General features: G+C 72.1%; 17 protein-coding genes. All 17 read left to right on the plus strand.

Annotated elements, in window-relative coordinates; all coding sequences use genetic code 11:
• Positions 1-173: 173 nt before the first annotated feature.
• The 17 genes from ACH4U8_RS18330 to ACH4U8_RS18410 all read left to right on the plus strand — a co-directional run bounded on the left by ACH4U8_RS18330 (position 174) and on the right by ACH4U8_RS18410 (position 14,067).
• Positions 174-1,334, plus strand: a complete 1,161-nt coding sequence (locus tag ACH4U8_RS18330; RefSeq protein ID WP_360305131.1) for an alpha/beta hydrolase-fold protein — start codon at positions 174-176, stop codon at positions 1,332-1,334.
• A gap of 48 nt (positions 1,335-1,382) precedes the next feature.
• The gene (locus ACH4U8_RS18335; protein WP_360305133.1) at positions 1,383-2,033 is read left to right on the plus strand and encodes a TIGR03085 family metal-binding protein; all 651 of its coding nucleotides are present in this window, start codon (positions 1,383-1,385) and stop codon (positions 2,031-2,033) included.
• Positions 2,034-2,076: 43 nt separating this feature from the next.
• Positions 2,077-2,454, plus strand: a complete 378-nt coding sequence (gene hisI / locus ACH4U8_RS18340; protein ID WP_355537328.1) for a phosphoribosyl-AMP cyclohydrolase — start codon at positions 2,077-2,079, stop codon at positions 2,452-2,454.
• Positions 2,455-2,524: 70 nt separating this feature from the next.
• Positions 2,525-4,078, plus strand: a complete 1,554-nt coding sequence (locus ACH4U8_RS18345) for an anthranilate synthase component I (RefSeq protein ID WP_360305135.1) — start codon at positions 2,525-2,527, stop codon at positions 4,076-4,078.
• Positions 4,079-4,135: 57 nt separating this feature from the next.
• Entirely contained in the window at positions 4,136-4,876 is a 741-nt protein-coding gene (locus ACH4U8_RS18350) for a TIGR02234 family membrane protein (protein ID WP_395778763.1), read from the plus strand.
• Positions 4,877-4,990: 114 nt separating this feature from the next.
• Positions 4,991-5,200, plus strand: coding sequence for an HGxxPAAW family protein (locus tag ACH4U8_RS18355; protein WP_360305139.1), 210 nt, complete (start codon positions 4,991-4,993; stop codon positions 5,198-5,200).
• A 45-nt stretch (positions 5,201-5,245) separates the two neighbouring features.
• Positions 5,246-5,638 carry a CD225/dispanin family protein gene (locus ACH4U8_RS18360; RefSeq protein ID WP_360305140.1) on the plus strand — a complete coding sequence of 131 codons (393 nt, stop codon included), beginning with the start codon at positions 5,246-5,248 and terminating at the stop codon, positions 5,636-5,638.
• Positions 5,639-5,666: 28 nt separating this feature from the next.
• Positions 5,667-6,098 carry a DUF2752 domain-containing protein gene (locus ACH4U8_RS18365; protein WP_395778765.1) on the plus strand — a complete coding sequence of 144 codons (432 nt, stop codon included), beginning with the start codon at positions 5,667-5,669 and terminating at the stop codon, positions 6,096-6,098.
• Between the two features lie 177 nt (positions 6,099-6,275).
• Positions 6,276-7,085 carry an indole-3-glycerol phosphate synthase TrpC gene (gene trpC / locus ACH4U8_RS18370; protein WP_395778767.1) on the plus strand — a complete coding sequence of 270 codons (810 nt, stop codon included), beginning with the start codon at positions 6,276-6,278 and terminating at the stop codon, positions 7,083-7,085.
• 15 nt (positions 7,086-7,100) lie between these two features.
• Entirely contained in the window at positions 7,101-7,250 is a 150-nt protein-coding gene (gene trpM / locus ACH4U8_RS18375; RefSeq protein ID WP_391582594.1) for a tryptophan biosynthesis modulator TrpM, read from the plus strand.
• 56 nt (positions 7,251-7,306) lie between these two features.
• Positions 7,307-8,527: a tryptophan synthase subunit beta gene (gene trpB / locus ACH4U8_RS18380; protein ID WP_395778769.1), complete on the plus strand. Its 1,221-nt coding sequence runs from the start codon at positions 7,307-7,309 to the stop codon at positions 8,525-8,527.
• Positions 8,524-9,339 (plus strand): tryptophan synthase subunit alpha, encoded by an 816-nt coding sequence (gene trpA / locus ACH4U8_RS18385; protein WP_360305148.1) that lies wholly within the window; start codon positions 8,524-8,526, stop codon positions 9,337-9,339. The genes trpB and trpA overlap by 4 nt, the downstream gene beginning before the upstream one ends.
• Before the next feature lie 138 nt (positions 9,340-9,477).
• Complete coding sequence (locus ACH4U8_RS18390) at positions 9,478-10,290, plus strand: DsbA family protein (RefSeq protein ID WP_395778771.1); 813 nt, start codon at positions 9,478-9,480, stop codon at positions 10,288-10,290.
• Between the two features lie 116 nt (positions 10,291-10,406).
• A complete protein-coding gene (locus ACH4U8_RS18395) occupies positions 10,407-11,087 on the plus strand; it encodes a MauE/DoxX family redox-associated membrane protein (RefSeq protein ID WP_395778773.1) in 681 nt (226 codons plus the stop codon).
• Positions 11,084-11,896, plus strand: a complete 813-nt coding sequence (locus ACH4U8_RS18400) for a thioredoxin domain-containing protein (protein ID WP_360305154.1) — start codon at positions 11,084-11,086, stop codon at positions 11,894-11,896. Before ACH4U8_RS18395 ends, ACH4U8_RS18400 begins: the two co-directional genes overlap by 4 nt.
• Before the next feature lie 113 nt (positions 11,897-12,009).
• A complete protein-coding gene (lgt, locus tag ACH4U8_RS18405) occupies positions 12,010-13,170 on the plus strand; it encodes a prolipoprotein diacylglyceryl transferase (RefSeq protein ID WP_395778775.1) in 1,161 nt (386 codons plus the stop codon).
• A gap of 147 nt (positions 13,171-13,317) precedes the next feature.
• Positions 13,318-14,067, plus strand: coding sequence for a VIT1/CCC1 transporter family protein (locus ACH4U8_RS18410; RefSeq protein ID WP_379992335.1), 750 nt, complete (start codon positions 13,318-13,320; stop codon positions 14,065-14,067).
• Positions 14,068-14,222: the final 155 nt, after the last annotated feature.

Consider the following 14,222-nt stretch of genomic DNA (forward strand, 5'->3'; position numbering starts at 1 on the left):
GCCCCCGATCGGCCGCGTGGCTCGGCTTGGAGCGGATCTTTCCCGCATGTCACCCTGTTTCGGGCACTCCCGCCGGTCCTGCCGGCGCAGGCCCGACCCACGCAACCAAAGCCCGGGTCGGCCGCGTCTTATGGGCATGCCCTGACCATGATCCATAGACCGAGGACGCCGCTGTGGGCCTCACCAGCCTCAAACTGATACTCCTGCTCGGCGTCGTCGCGTTCGCGGCGGTCGTCGCCGCCGTGTTCTTCTGGCCCAAGTTGTCCCGCCAGGCAGTGCTGCCGATCCTGGGCCGGGTCGGCATCCTGTTGAGCACGCAGGTGCTGCTGATGGCCACCGTGGCGGTGATCGGCAACCGCTACTTCGTCTTCTACACGACCTGGGACGACCTGCTCGGGCACACCGGCAAGCCCGTGGTGAACTTCGGCACCGCCGCCGGCCCCGGCGACGTGCCCAAGCTGGTCAAGGAGAACGGGACCGAGACGATAGACGTCCCGCAGGGCAAGAACGCCCAGGCCGCGGGCCAGATCATGCGGATCGACGTGGCCGGCCGGCGCAGCGGGATGGGCACCCCGGCGCTGGTCTACCTGCCGCCGCAGTACTTCCAGGCCCAGTACAAGGACCGGCGCTTCCCGGTCGTGGTCGTGCTCACCGGCTACCCGGGCAACGAGCGCAACCTGGTCACCCGCCTGGAACTGCCCAAGTTCGCCGCGAACGAGATAGCCGCGGGACGGGTCCAGCCGACCATCTACGTGATGATGAAACCGAGCGTCGGCGCCGACCGCGACACCGAGTGCACCGACGTACCCGGCGGACCGCAGGTGGGCATGTTCTTCAGCCAGGACCTGCCCGAGGCGATCAACCAGGCGTACCGGGTCGCGCCCGGCGCCCGCAACTGGGCCATGCTCGGCGACTCCACCGGCGGCTACTGCTCGATCAAGCTGGCCATGCTCAACTCGGACCGGATCGGCGCGGGCGTCGCGCTGTCCGCCGACTACGGCGCGCCGCTGGACGGCGACACCGGCGACCTGTACGGCGGCAGCAAGGCGTACCGCAACCAGAACGACCTGATGTGGCGGCTGAAGAACATGCCGATGCCGCCGGTCAACCTGCTGCTCACCAGCAGCGAGAGCGGCGAGCCCAACCTGCCCGAGACCAAGGAGTTCCAGCGGCTGGCCAAGCCGCCGCTGAAGGTGGACACGCTGCTGCTGCCCACCGGCGGACACAACTTCAAGACCTGGCAGGCGGTGCTGCCGGACGCGCTGCGCTGGCTCAGCGCCCAGCAGAAGAGCGACCATCCCAAGGACTCCGCTCCGGTGGCGGCCTCGCCCTGACCCGCCCGTCCCCTTGACCGCGCCCGGTGCGGGCAAAAGGATCTGCACATGCCCACTTCCCACGCTCGCACCGAACGCGCCGCACTCGCCGAACTGCTGCGCGTGCTGGGCCCGGACGCGCCGACCCTGTGCGCGGGCTGGACCACCCGCGACCTCGCGGCCCACCTGGTGGTCCGCGAGCACCGCCCCGACTCGGCGCCGGGCATCATGCTCGCGCCGCTCGCCGGCTACACCGAGAAGGTCCGGCTGCGCCAGGCGGCCAAGCCGTACGAGCAGAGCGTGCGGCTGGTCGCGGACGGCCCGCCGAGGTTGTCCGTGTTCGGCATCCCCGGCGTGGACGCGGCGGCCAACACGATGGAGTACTTCATCCACCTGGAGGACGTGCGCCGGGCCCAGCCCGGCGGCGCCGAGCCGCGCGAACTGGACCCCGAACTCACCGAGATCCTGTGGAAGCGCGCCAAGGGCGCCTCGCGGATGGCGCTGCGCGGGGTCCCGGTGGGCGTGGCGCTGCGCCGCACCGACACCGCGACCGGGGAACCGGCGCAGATCGTGCACAAGGGCACGCCCGTGGTCACGCTGAGCGGCCACCCGGCCGAGCTGCTCCTGTACCTGTTCGGCCGCAAGGAGCAGGCCCGGGTCGGGATCGAGGGCGACGAGGCCGCGATCGACACCCTGCGTACGGCCCGTACCGGCCTGTGAACACCGCCGCGGTGGGCCCGCACCGGTCTGCGACAATGCGCGCATGACCGGTGCCACCCACCCGCCCGCGCGGCCCTCCGACCTCGACCCGACCATCGCCGCGCGTCTCAAGCGCGACCCCGACGGGTTGATCGCCGCCGTCGCCCAGGCCGGCGACACCGGCGAGGTGTTGATGGTCGGCTGGATGGACGACGAGGCGCTGCACCGCACGCTGACCACCGGCCGCTGCACCTACTGGAGCCGCAGCCGGCAGGAATACTGGGTCAAGGGCGACACCTCCGGCCATGTGCAGAAGGTGCTCTCGGTCGCGCTCGACTGCGACGGCGACGCCGTGCTCGTGCGGGTCGAGCAGACCGGCGCCGCGTGCCACACCGGCGACCGCACCTGCTTCGACGCGGACGTCCTGCCCGTCTCCGACTGACCGCCGCCGACCCGGGGCCCGCGGGCACCCGACTCGGCCCGACCTCGCCGCCCGGGAGATTGCGCACGCCATGACCACCGGAACCGTCACCCCCGACCTCGACACCTTCCGGACGCTCGCGCGCGACCGGCGGGTCATCCCCGTCACCCGGCGCTTCCTGGCCGACGGCGACACCCCCGTGGGTCTGTACCGCAAGCTCGCCGCCGAGCGGCCCGGCACCTTCCTGCTGGAATCCGCCGAGAACGGCCGCTCGTGGTCGCGCTATTCGTTCGTGGGCGTGCACAGCGCGGCGGTGCTCACCGAGGCGGCCGGCCGGGCCCGCTGGCTGGGCACCCCGCCGGTGGGCGTGCCGGTGGAGGGCGATCCGCTGGAGGTACTGCGGGCCACCGTGGCCGCGTTGCACACCCCGCACGGCGTCCCGGGCCTGGAACTGCCGCCGCTGACCGGCGGGATGGTCGGCTACCTCGGCTACGACGTGGTGCGCCGGCTGGAGCGGTTGCCGGAGTCGACCGTGGACGACCTGCACGTGCCCGAGCTGATGATGTTCCTGGCCACCGACCTGGCGGTGCTCGACCACGTGGACGGCAGCGTGTTGTTGATCGCCAACGCGATCAACCACGACAACCGCGAGTCCGGGGTCGACGAGGCGTACCACGCGGCGGTGGCCCGCCTGGACGCGATGACCGCCGACCTGGCCCGGCCGACCGGCCTGGCCGCGGCGGCGTTCGAGCGCGGCGCGGTGGCCGAGGCGGTCGGCCCGTGGGGCTCGGTCGCGTATCGCAAGGCGGTGGAGGCGGCCAAGGAGGAGATCCGGGCCGGCGAGGCGTTCCAGATCGTGCTGTCCCAGCGCTTCGAGATGCCCACCGAGGCCGGCGCGTTGGACGTGTACCGGATCCTGCGGGCGACCAACCCCAGCCCGTACATGTACCTGTTCCGGCTGCCGGGGCCGGACGGCGGCGCCGAGGGCGGCTTCGACGTGGTCGGCTCCAGCCCCGAGGCGCTGGTCAAGGTCGAGGACGGGCGCGCGATGTTGCACCCGATCGCGGGCACCCGCCCGCGCGGCGCCACCCCGGCCGAGGACGCCGACCTGGCCGAGGAGTTGCTCGCCGACCCCAAGGAACGCGCCGAACACCTGATGCTCGTCGACCTGGGCCGCAACGACCTGGGTCGGGTCTGCGCGCCGGGCACGGTCGAGGTGATCGACTTCATGTCGGTCGAGCGGTACAGCCACGTGATGCACATCGTGTCCACCGTGGTGGGCGAGTTGGCCCCGGGGCGCACCGCGTTGGACGTGTTCGCCGCGTGCTTCCCGGCGGGCACCCTGTCGGGCGCGCCCAAGCCGCGCGCGATGGAGATCATCGAGAACTTCGAGCCCACCAGGCGCGGCCTGTACGGCGGTTGTGTGGGCTACGTCGACTTCGCCGGCGACCTGGACACCGCGATCGCGATCCGCACCGCGTTGATCCGCGACGGCGTGGCCTACGTCCAGGCCGGCGCGGGTGTGGTCGCCGACTCCTCGCCCGAGGCCGAGGACGTCGAATGCCGCAACAAGGCGGCGGCGGTGCTGCGCGCGGTGGCCATCGCGGCGACCCTCGCGCCGGCGCACGACGTCACGGCCGGGTAGGGCCGCGAACGCCCGCCCGGGGTCCAGCCGTCGCGCGGCGTGGGTCATGCTGGTGCCATGAGCAACGCGAGGACCGAGGCCGGCGCGGCGGGTGCCGGCACCGAGACGCACGACCGGGCCGACGCCGAACCGGCGACCACCACCGGCGCGGCGAGCGCCGCCGAAGAGCAGCCGGCGGCGGTCGCGACCGCGGCGGTCGAGGACGCGGCGCTGCGCGAGCGCAAGGCCGCCCGCCGCGAGTTGACCGTCACGGTCCTGCTCGCGCTGGCCGGCGCCGCCCTGGTGCTCTCGGTGGCCGGTCGCACCTGGGCCGAGGGCACCGCGCCGGTGCACGGGGCGCGGATCGCGGTGCAGGCGAGCGGCAACACGATCAACAAGGCCCTGTCCGCGTTCGCGCTGCTGGGCCTCGCCGGCGGCCTCGCGGTGCTCGCGACCCGCACGTTCGGCCGGACCGTGATCGGCGTGCTGGTGACCCTGGCCGGGCTCGGCGTCGTGGTGCTGGCCGTGCGGGGCGCGGGCGACACGTCGGCGGTGAACTCCGAGGCGGCGGGCAAGGCGGCCGTCGAGGGGGTTCGCGCGGTGGACGTGAGCCACACGATCTGGCCGTGGTTCGCGGTCGTGGGTGGCGTGGTGATCCTGCTCGCGGGCCTGCTCGTGGTGCTTCGGGGCCGGCGCTGGCCCGGTATGTCCAACCGCTACGAGGCCCCGGCGGGCAAGGTGGTCGCCGCCAAGCGTGGCCCGGCCACCAACGCCGACCTGTGGAACGCGTTGGACCGGGGCGAGGACCCCACGCGCTGAGCACTGCTCCCGACGGGTGACAATAAGAATCGCGCGGTTGTGATCGCGGCGCCCGAAACGGTGTCCCGGCAGCCGCGCCCTCGCGTGTGAATTGTGAAGCCGAAGGAGTAAGCGATGTCGTCGCAAGCCGGAAACCACGGCAGCACCCCCGCCGCCTGGACCGTGACCATACTGGCGCTGATCGGCTGCACGATCTCCGGCGTCGCGATGATCGCGGCCAGCGTGATGTTGTTCTGGGCCGGGGCGGCCGTGGTCCTCGTGGGCTGCATCGCCGGCGCGGGCATGCGGATGGGCGGGATGGGCGCCGCCCCCGCGCGTCGCTGACCTCTAGGGTGGGCGGACTGGTGGGTGTGACGCCGAGGGGGAAACGTGGCCTATGGGTTTCCGGGGGCTCCCGGGGGCGGTGAGGGGCCGGGGCGGGAGTGGAACGCGCCGCCTCGGCCGTTCGGGCACGCCATGCCCTACGGGCCGCCGACCACACCGCCGCCCGCCGGTCCGCCACCGGGACCACCGGACAACTACCTCGCGTGGGCGGTGCTGGCCACCGTCTTCTGCTGCTTCCTCGCGGGCGTGCCCGCGTTGCTCGCGGCGACCAGCGTCAACGAGCGTTGGCACCGCGGCGACGTGGCCGGTGCCCGGCTCGCCTCGTTGCGGGCCCGCAACTGGACCATCGGCACCGTCCTGCTCGGCGTGATCTTCTGGACCACCTGGATGGTCGGCGTTTTCCTTCTCGGTTGGAAAGACACGCTGGGTGACCTCTGACGGTGCTCTCCGACGGCACAATGGGCCGATGACCACCCCGGCCCGTCCCGCGTCCGGCACCGGCTTCCGGCTGCGCAATCTCGCTCTGCCCGCCACGAGCCTGGCCCTGCTCGCCGGTGCGACCGCCTATGTGGGACTGGTGGATCCGCGCGAGAGCGGCCACTATCCGCCGTGCCCCTACCTGGTGCTCACCGGCCTGGCCTGCCCCGGCTGCGGCGGATTGCGCTGCGTGCACGCGCTCACCCACCTCGACCTGTCCGCCGCGCTGGGCTACAACGCGCTCGCGGTCGCGCTGTTTCCGCTGATCGGCCTGTTGTGGCTGCGCTGGACGGTGCGTACCGCGCGCGGCGAGCCGCGTCGGGGGTTGGCCGATCCCCGCGCGTTGTGGGCGCTGCTCGCGGTCGTGGTGCTCTTCTGGGTCGTCCGGGACCTGCCGTTCGGCGCGTCGCTCGCGCCCTGACGGACAGTGACGGCCGGCGGATCCGTCGGCCGGACGCCGCGCACGGACCCACCGTGCGACGCCGTATGCTGCCCCCACCTCTTCGGCGGTGCGGCGTGGACGGGTCTGTTCGAATCGGCCTATACCATCGGAGAGCCGGGGGAGCAGGTTCTCCGGACAAACGAGGGGATGTAGGGCGTGACGGTTCTCGACGAGATCATCGACGGTGTCAACGCCGACCTCGCAGAACGACAGGCCCGCGTTTCCCTTGACGAGATCAAGGAACTCGCGGCCCAGGCGCCGGCGCCCCGCGACGCGGAGAGCATCCTGCGCGGCGACGGCATCGCCGTCATCGCCGAGGTCAAGCGCTCCAGCCCCTCCAAGGGCGCGCTCGCCGCGATCGCCGACCCGGCCGGTCTGGCCGCCGACTACGAGTCCGGCGGCGCCTCGGTGATCAGCGTGCTCACCGAGCAGCGCCGATTCGGCGGCTCGCTCGACGACCTGGACGCGGTGCGCGCCGCGGTCGACATCCCGGTCCTGCGCAAGGACTTCATGGTCACCAGCTACCAGCTCTGGGAGGCCCGCGCGCACGGCGCGGACGTGGCCCTGCTGATCGTCGCCGCGCTGGAGCAGAACGCGCTGATCTCGCTGATCGAGCGGTCCCGCTCGATCGGTCTCACCACGATCGTGGAGGTCCACGACGAGGAGGAGACCGCCCGCGCGCTCGACGCCGGCGCCACCGTGATCGGGGTCAACGCGCGCAACCTCAAGACCCTCGAGGTGGACCGCAACAACTTCGCCCGGATCGCCCCGCTGATCCCGGACTCGTGCGTGCGCATCGCCGAATCCGGCGTGCGCGGTCCGCACGACCTGATCGCCTACGCCAACAACGGCGCCGACGCCGTCCTGGTGGGCGAGTCCCTGGTCACCGGTCGCGACCCGCGCAGCTCGGTCGCCGACCTGGTCGCCGCGGGCGCCCACCCGGCGATCCGGCACGGGCGCGGCTGAGGACACGAGCAGGCGATGAGCATGGACCCGCGACTGGCCAGGGGCTGCAAGCCCCGAGGCTGCCGCGCGCCCGCCCGCCGGGCGCGCGGGCGTCGGGTGCGCTACGTGATCGGTTGTGAGCCCGGCCAGGTGCCGGGCAGCCGATGGCGCGGACACGTTTCCTGACCCATCCGTCAGCAACGTGCCGTCCGCACGGCATGCCACACCGACAAGGACCTCGCATGTCCAGCACTGCCCAACTACCGGATCCCTCCGGCCACTTCGGCGTCTTCGGCGGGCGCTTCCTGCCCGAGGCGCTGATCGCCGCCCTCGACGAGTTGACCGCCGCCTACGAAAAGGCCAAGGACGACCCGCAGTTCCAGGCCGAGTTCGCCGGCCTGCTGCGCGACTACGCCGGGCGCCCGAGCATCATCACCGAGGCCCCCCGCTTCGCCGAACACGCCGGCGGCGCGCGGATCATCCTCAAGCGCGAAGACCTCAACCACACCGGCTCGCACAAGATCAACAACGTGCTCGGCCAGGCCATCCTGACCAAGCGCATGGGCAAGACCCGGGTGATCGCGGAGACCGGCGCCGGCCAGCACGGCGTGGCCACCGCGACCGCGTGCGCGCTGCTCGGCCTGGAGTGCGTCGTCTACATGGGCGAACTCGACACCCAGCGCCAGGCCCTGAACGTGGCCCGGATGCGCGTGCTCGGCGCCGAGGTGATCCCGGTGGCGATCGGCTCGCGCACCCTCAAGGACGCGATCAACGAGGCGCTGCGCGACTGGGTCGCCAACGTCGACAACACCCACTACCTGCTCGGCACCGCGGCCGGCGCACACCCCTTCCCGGCGATGGTCCGCGACTTCGTCAAGGTCATCTCCGTGGAGGCCCGGCAGCAGGTGCTCGACCTGACCGGCAAGCTGCCGGACGCGGTCTGCGCGTGCGTGGGCGGCGGCTCCAACGCGATCGGCGCCTTCCACGCGTTCATTCCGGACGAGGGCGTGCGGCTGTACGGCTTCGAGGCGGGCGGCGACGGCGTGGAGACCGGGCGGCACGCCGCCTCGATCACCGGCGGCTCGATCGGCGTCCTGCACGGCGCCCGCACCTACCTGCTCCAGGACGAATACGGGCAGACCATGGAGTCCCACTCGATCTCCGCCGGCCTGGACTACCCGGCGGTGGGCCCCGAGCACGCGTGGCTGCACCAGACCGGCCGGGCCACCTACCGGCCGATCGACGACGCCCCCGCGATGGAGGCGTTCCGGCTGCTGTGCCGCACCGAGGGCATCATCCCGGCGATCGAATCGGCGCACGCCCTGGCCGGCGCGATCGAGGTCGGGCGCGAACTCGGCCCGGACGCGACCATCCTGGTGAACCTCTCCGGGCGCGGTGACAAGGACATGCACACCGCCGCCAAGTACTTCGATCTCCTCGACGCGGAAGCGGAGCAGTCGTGACCGGCACCGGCACCACCACCAGGCTCACCGAGGTGCTGGCCACCGCCCGCGCCGAGAACCGCGCCGCACTGGTCGGCTACCTCCCGGCGGGCTACCCCTCCGCCGAGGGCTCCGCCGCCGCGATGCGGGCGATGGTCGAGGGCGGCTGCGACATCATCGAGGTCGGCCTGCCCTACAGCGACCCGCAGATGGACGGCCCCGTCATCCAGCGCGCCGTCGAACACGCGCTCGCCCACGGCACCAACACCCACCACGTGATCGACAACGTGCGCGCCGTCGCCGAAACCGGCGCCGCGACCCTGGTGATGTCGTACTGGAACCCGATCGAGCGCTACGGCGTCGAGCGGTTCGCGAGCGAACTGGCCGCGGCCGGCGGCAGCGGGGTGATCACCCCCGACCTGATCCCGGACGAGGCGCACGAGTGGATCGCCGCCACCGACCGGCACCACCTGGACCGGATCTTCCTGGTCGCGCTGTCCTCCTCGGACGAACGCATCGCCTACACCACCCGACACTGCGGCGGCTTCGTCTACGCCGCGTCCGTCATGGGCGTCACCGGAGCCCGGGCCTCGGTGAGCTCGGCGGCCGGCGACCTGGTCGCGCGCACCCGCAAGACCACCGACCTGCCGGTCTGCGTCGGCCTGGGCGTCTCCAACGCGACCCAGGCGGCCGAGGTCGCGGCCTACGCCGACGGCGTCATCGTCGGCTCCGCGTTCGTCCGCGCCCTGCTGGACGCGCCGAACGAACAGGCCGGCCTGGACGCCGTCCGCGCCCTGGCCGCGGACCTGGCCGAGGGCGTCCGCAAGCGCTGACACCCGCGCCCGATCGGCGCCCTGTGTAAAAACGCGCCAAAATGTACATCGGCTCATCAGCGGCCGCCGCAGCACCGTCGCGGCGGCCGTTGTCATGCCCGCACCATCCCACCCCCACCCCCATCGGAGGAACCAGCGTTGAGCGCCAAACCCGCGGCCAACCGAACACCCGTCATCCTGGCCGTCGTCGGCGTGCTCGTGGTCGCGGTGCTGGCCGCCGTCCTGGGCGTCGTGTTCACCGTCGGCCACGACGACAAGGACGACGACTCCGGCGACGCGAAGCGGTCGAACACGGCCAAGGCCCCCGTCCGCGACGTCGACTTGGCCACGTTGCCCGCCGTCGCCCAGGCGGACGGCACGATCCGGGTCGGCAGCTCCTCGGCACCGGTCACCGTCACCGTGTTCGAGGACTTCCGCTGCCCGTTCTGCAAACGCTTCGAGACCGACTTCGGCCCGCTCCTGGCCGACTACGCCGAGGCCGGAAAGATCAGCATCGACTACCACATCGCCTCCTTCCTGGACGGCAAGCTCGGCGGCACCGGCTCGGTCAAGGCCGCGAACGCCGCCCGCTGCTCGGTGGACGCGGGCAAGTACGCCGGCTACCACGCGATGTTGTTCAAGAACCAGCCCGAGGAATCCGAGGACGGCTACACCGCCGCCCGGTTGCTCGACCTGGCCGGCCAGGTCCCCGGCCTGCGCGGCGAGGCGTTCGACGCGTGCGTGAACACCGACGCCAACGCCGCGTGGGTGGCCGCCGCCGAGAGCGCGTTCGAAAGCTCCGGCGTCTTTGCCACGCCCGCCGTGGCGGTGGACGGAAAAATTCTGGACAGCGGGAACTCGGCCATGCGTTCGCCCGACAACCTTCGTGAACTGCTCGACCGACGCCTGGAGAACCCCGGGAGTGGTAAGGCGGCTCTCGGACAGGAACCTAAGGTGCCTTCCGCCGGTTAGACAGCACATGTGCCGGTCCGGGGTGCGGGGGACCACGGACCGGGGTCCCCGTACCTCACCCGTCGTGACGGAGGTCAGACCTTGGAAGGCAAGACGATCGAGCCGGTGGGCCGACGGTGACCGCGACGGCCACCCCCGACGGCGCCGCGACCGCCGGCCCGCTCGCGAGCCTGCGCAAAGTCGCCCCCTGGATCGGCCTCGCCGCCCGACTGGGCCTGGCCTTCGTCTGGGCCTACGCCGGCTGGGAGAAGGCGCTCGACCCCGACCAGGCCGCGTACGCGGTCCGGGGCTACGACGTACTGCCCGACGGTCTGGTCGAGCCGGTCGGCTACGCCCTGCCCTACCTGGAACTGGGCCTGGCCCTGCTCCTGGTGGTCGGGATCGGCACCCGACTGGTCGCGTCCTTGTCCGCGCTGCTCCTGATCGTGTTCATCGCGGGCATCGCCCAGGCGTGGGCGCGCGGCCTGGCGATCGACTGCGGCTGCTTCGGCGGCGGCGGTCCGGTCGAGCCGGACAAGACCGCCTACCTCGAGGAGATCCTGCGGGACTGCGGCTTCCTGCTGCTCGCCATCTGGCTGATCGTCTTCCCGCGCACCCGCCTGTCCGCGGACGCCTGGCTGTTCCCCGAGGAACCGCCGTACGACACGGACGAGGACCACGCGGACGAGGACGACGCGGACGAGGACGACGCGGCCGAGGCGGCCGAGGACGAGCGGGACACCGACGCGGACGAGTACCGCGGGGACGCGAACCGGAACCCCGGAACCCGGGAACTGAAAGGCCCTGAGATCACGTGAGCTCGAAGAATTCCGAAGGCAAGCGCACCGCGCGCGAGCGCATGGCCCAGGAGCGCGCGCGCCAACAGGCGCTCGACAAGCGCCGGCGGGTGCTGATCATCGCCGGTGCGGTGGTGGCCGTCCTCGCGGTGGTCGCCATCATCGGCGTGGTCGTGGGCATGTCCAAGACCAACAAGAAGAAGGGGCCCTGGAAGGACGCGCTCGCCAAGCCGTACAGCGCCCCCGTGAACCTGTCCGCGGACGGTCTGGGCATCTCCGTCGGCAGCAACCCGAACGCCCCCTCGTTGATCATGTACGAGGACTTCCGCTGCCCGATCTGCCACGAGGTGGAGAAGTCGCTCGGCCCCACCCTGCGGCAGATGGCCGACGCCGGCACCATCAAGATCGACTACCACATCGCCTCGTTCCTGGACGGCAAGCTCGGCGGCAACGGCTCCAAGTACGCGGCCAACGCCGCCGGCTGCGCGCAGAACGCGGGCAAGTTCGCGCCGTACCACGACACGCTCTTCGCGAACCAGCCCGACGAGCTGGACGACAAGTTCGGCAACCGCTCCTACCTGATCGACCTCGCGGGCAAGGTGGACGGCCTGCGCTCGCCCACCTTCGACGCCTGCGTCAACGACCTGAGCGTGGCCGGGTGGGTCAACAAGGTCGAGGACGCGTTCCAGAACGCCAAGATCGGCGACACCCCCGTCACCGGCACACCGACCGCGGGCATCAACGGCAAGACCATCGACCTGATCGTCAAGGGCCGCGGCCTGGCCACCCCCGACGAGGTGCGCGCCCAGATCCTGGCAGCGATCAAGTAGTCACCCTCCGCTTCGGAGCACCCGGGCGCGGCACCGATTCCCCGGTGCCGCGCCCGTTCGTCGCCGCCCGCCGGCACACGTTCGCCCCCGCACCCGGTAGCGTCGTACCCGCCATGGACCTCGCATTCATTCCCAGCCCCTCCCGCGGCCAGATCGACCTCGGTCCGATCCCGCTGCGCGGCTACGCGCTGTGCATCATCCTCGGTGTCGTCCTCGCGATCTGGCTCGGCGAGCGCCGCTGGGTCGCCCGAGGCGGTCGTGCCGGCACGGTCGGCGACATCGCCGTGTGGATGGTGCCCTTCGGCCTCGTCGGAGGCCGCATCTACCACGTCATCACCACGCCGGGGCCGTACTTCGGCGACGACGGCGACCCCATGCAGGCGTTCGCCGTCTGGAAGGGCGGGCTCGGCATCTGGGGTGCGATCGCGCTCGGCGCGGTGGGCGCCTGGATCGGCTGCCGGCGCCGGGGCATCCCGCTGCCCGCGCTGGCCGACGCGCTCGCGCCGGGCATCGTGCTCGCCCAGGCCGTGGGCCGCTGGGGCAACTGGTTCAACCAGGAGCTCTACGGCCGCGAGACCGACGTGCCGTGGGCGGTGAAGATCGACGGCGACCACAACGTGATCGACCCCGGTCAGGCCGGCACCTTCCACCCGACGTTCCTGTACGAGTCGTTGTGGTGCATCGGCGTCGCGGCCCTGGTGATCTGGGCCGACCGCCGATTCAAGCTGGGCCACGGCCGGGCCTTCGCGCTCTACGTCGCGGGCTACACGGTGGGCCGGTTCTGGATCGAGTACATGCGCGTCGACGACGCCGAGCACGTGCTGGGCATGCGGCTGAACAACTGGACCGCGATCCTCGTCTTCGTCGGCGCGATCGCCTACATCTGGATCTCGGCCCGCACGCACCCCGGCCGCGAGGAACCGGCCACGCTGCAGGGCCACTACCGGGAGCCGGACGACGCCGACGAGCCGTACGACGCCGACGAGGCGGACGCGGAGGTCGCGGACGCGAAGGAAGCGGTCGCCAAGGACACGGACACGAAGGTCGCCAAGGACGCGGACACGAAGGTCGCCAAGGACGCGAAGGCCACGCGGGAGCCGGAGGACGCCGAGAGCGCGACGGATCCGGTGGACGCCGACACCGACAGCGACGCGGTCGTGGCGGCGGATGCGGCCCCGGACGTGGTCCGTGCCGCGGACGAGCCCGACGCGGATGCCGACGCCGACGCCGAGCGCACCCCCTCGGCCGCGCGCAAGCCCGCCGACAAGGGCTGACCCCGAGTCGACCGGAGGCCGCCCCCGACCCGCCACCCGCGGGTTTGGGGCGGCCTCTTCGGGTTCGGGCAGCCTTTCCTGGCCGGCGGTACCGCGGGTGCGACCGGTAGCGTCCAGGTCCCAGCGTGACGAGAGGGCCGAACGACCTTGAAGACCACCCAGACAGCCGCCGAGGCCCCCGACACGGCCCCGGCGCTCGGGCACCAGGACGGTATCGACCACACCCACCGCGACATCGGCGGTGGCTGGCTGCGCCCGGCCGTGTTCGGCGCCATGGACGGGCTGGTCTCCAACTTCGCGCTGATCGCCGGCGTCGTCGGCAGCGACGCCACGACCAAGACCGTGGTGGTCACCGGACTGGCCGGACTGGCCGGCGGCGCCTTCTCGATGGCGGCGGGGGAGTACACCTCGGTCGCCTCGCAGGCCGAGCTGGCCCGCGCCGAGGTCGAGGTGGAGCGCCGCGAACTGTGCCGCAGCCCCGAAGCCGAGCAACGCGAACTCGCCGAGCTCTACATCGCCCGCGGCTTGGACGAGGACCTCGCCGTCGAGGTGGCCCGGCAACTCTCCCGCGACCCCGAACTGGCCCTGGAGATCCACGCCCGCGAGGAACTGGGCGTCGACCCGCACGACCTGCCCTCGCCGTGGGTCGCCGCCGGCTCCTCGTTCGCCTTCTTCGCGCTCGGCGCGCTGCTGCCGCTGCTGCCCTACCTGCTCGGCGCCGGCACGCTGCTGCCCGCCCTGGCGCTGACCGCGCTCGGCCTGTTCGGCGCCGGCGCCGCGGTCTCGCGGGTGACCGCCCGACCGTGGTGGTTCAGCGGCACCCGCCAGTTGCTCCTCGGCGCCGCCGCGGGCGGGCTGACCTACCTGCTCGGTCTGCTGATCGGGCAACAGGTGTGACGAGTGAGGCATACGTAACACGACCGTAGCGCGGCGACCCGACCCGGAAACGATCGAATCCCACGGGTCGGACAGCCTGTTTCGGTACCGAGATGGTCGGGAATGAGCCCGCTGACATGCCAGGGCGGCCGGCGCGGCGCAGCGTTCGAAAGCCC

Source organism: Embleya sp. NPDC020886, assembly GCF_044333915.1.
Lineage (GTDB): Bacteria > Actinomycetota > Actinomycetes > Streptomycetales > Streptomycetaceae > Embleya.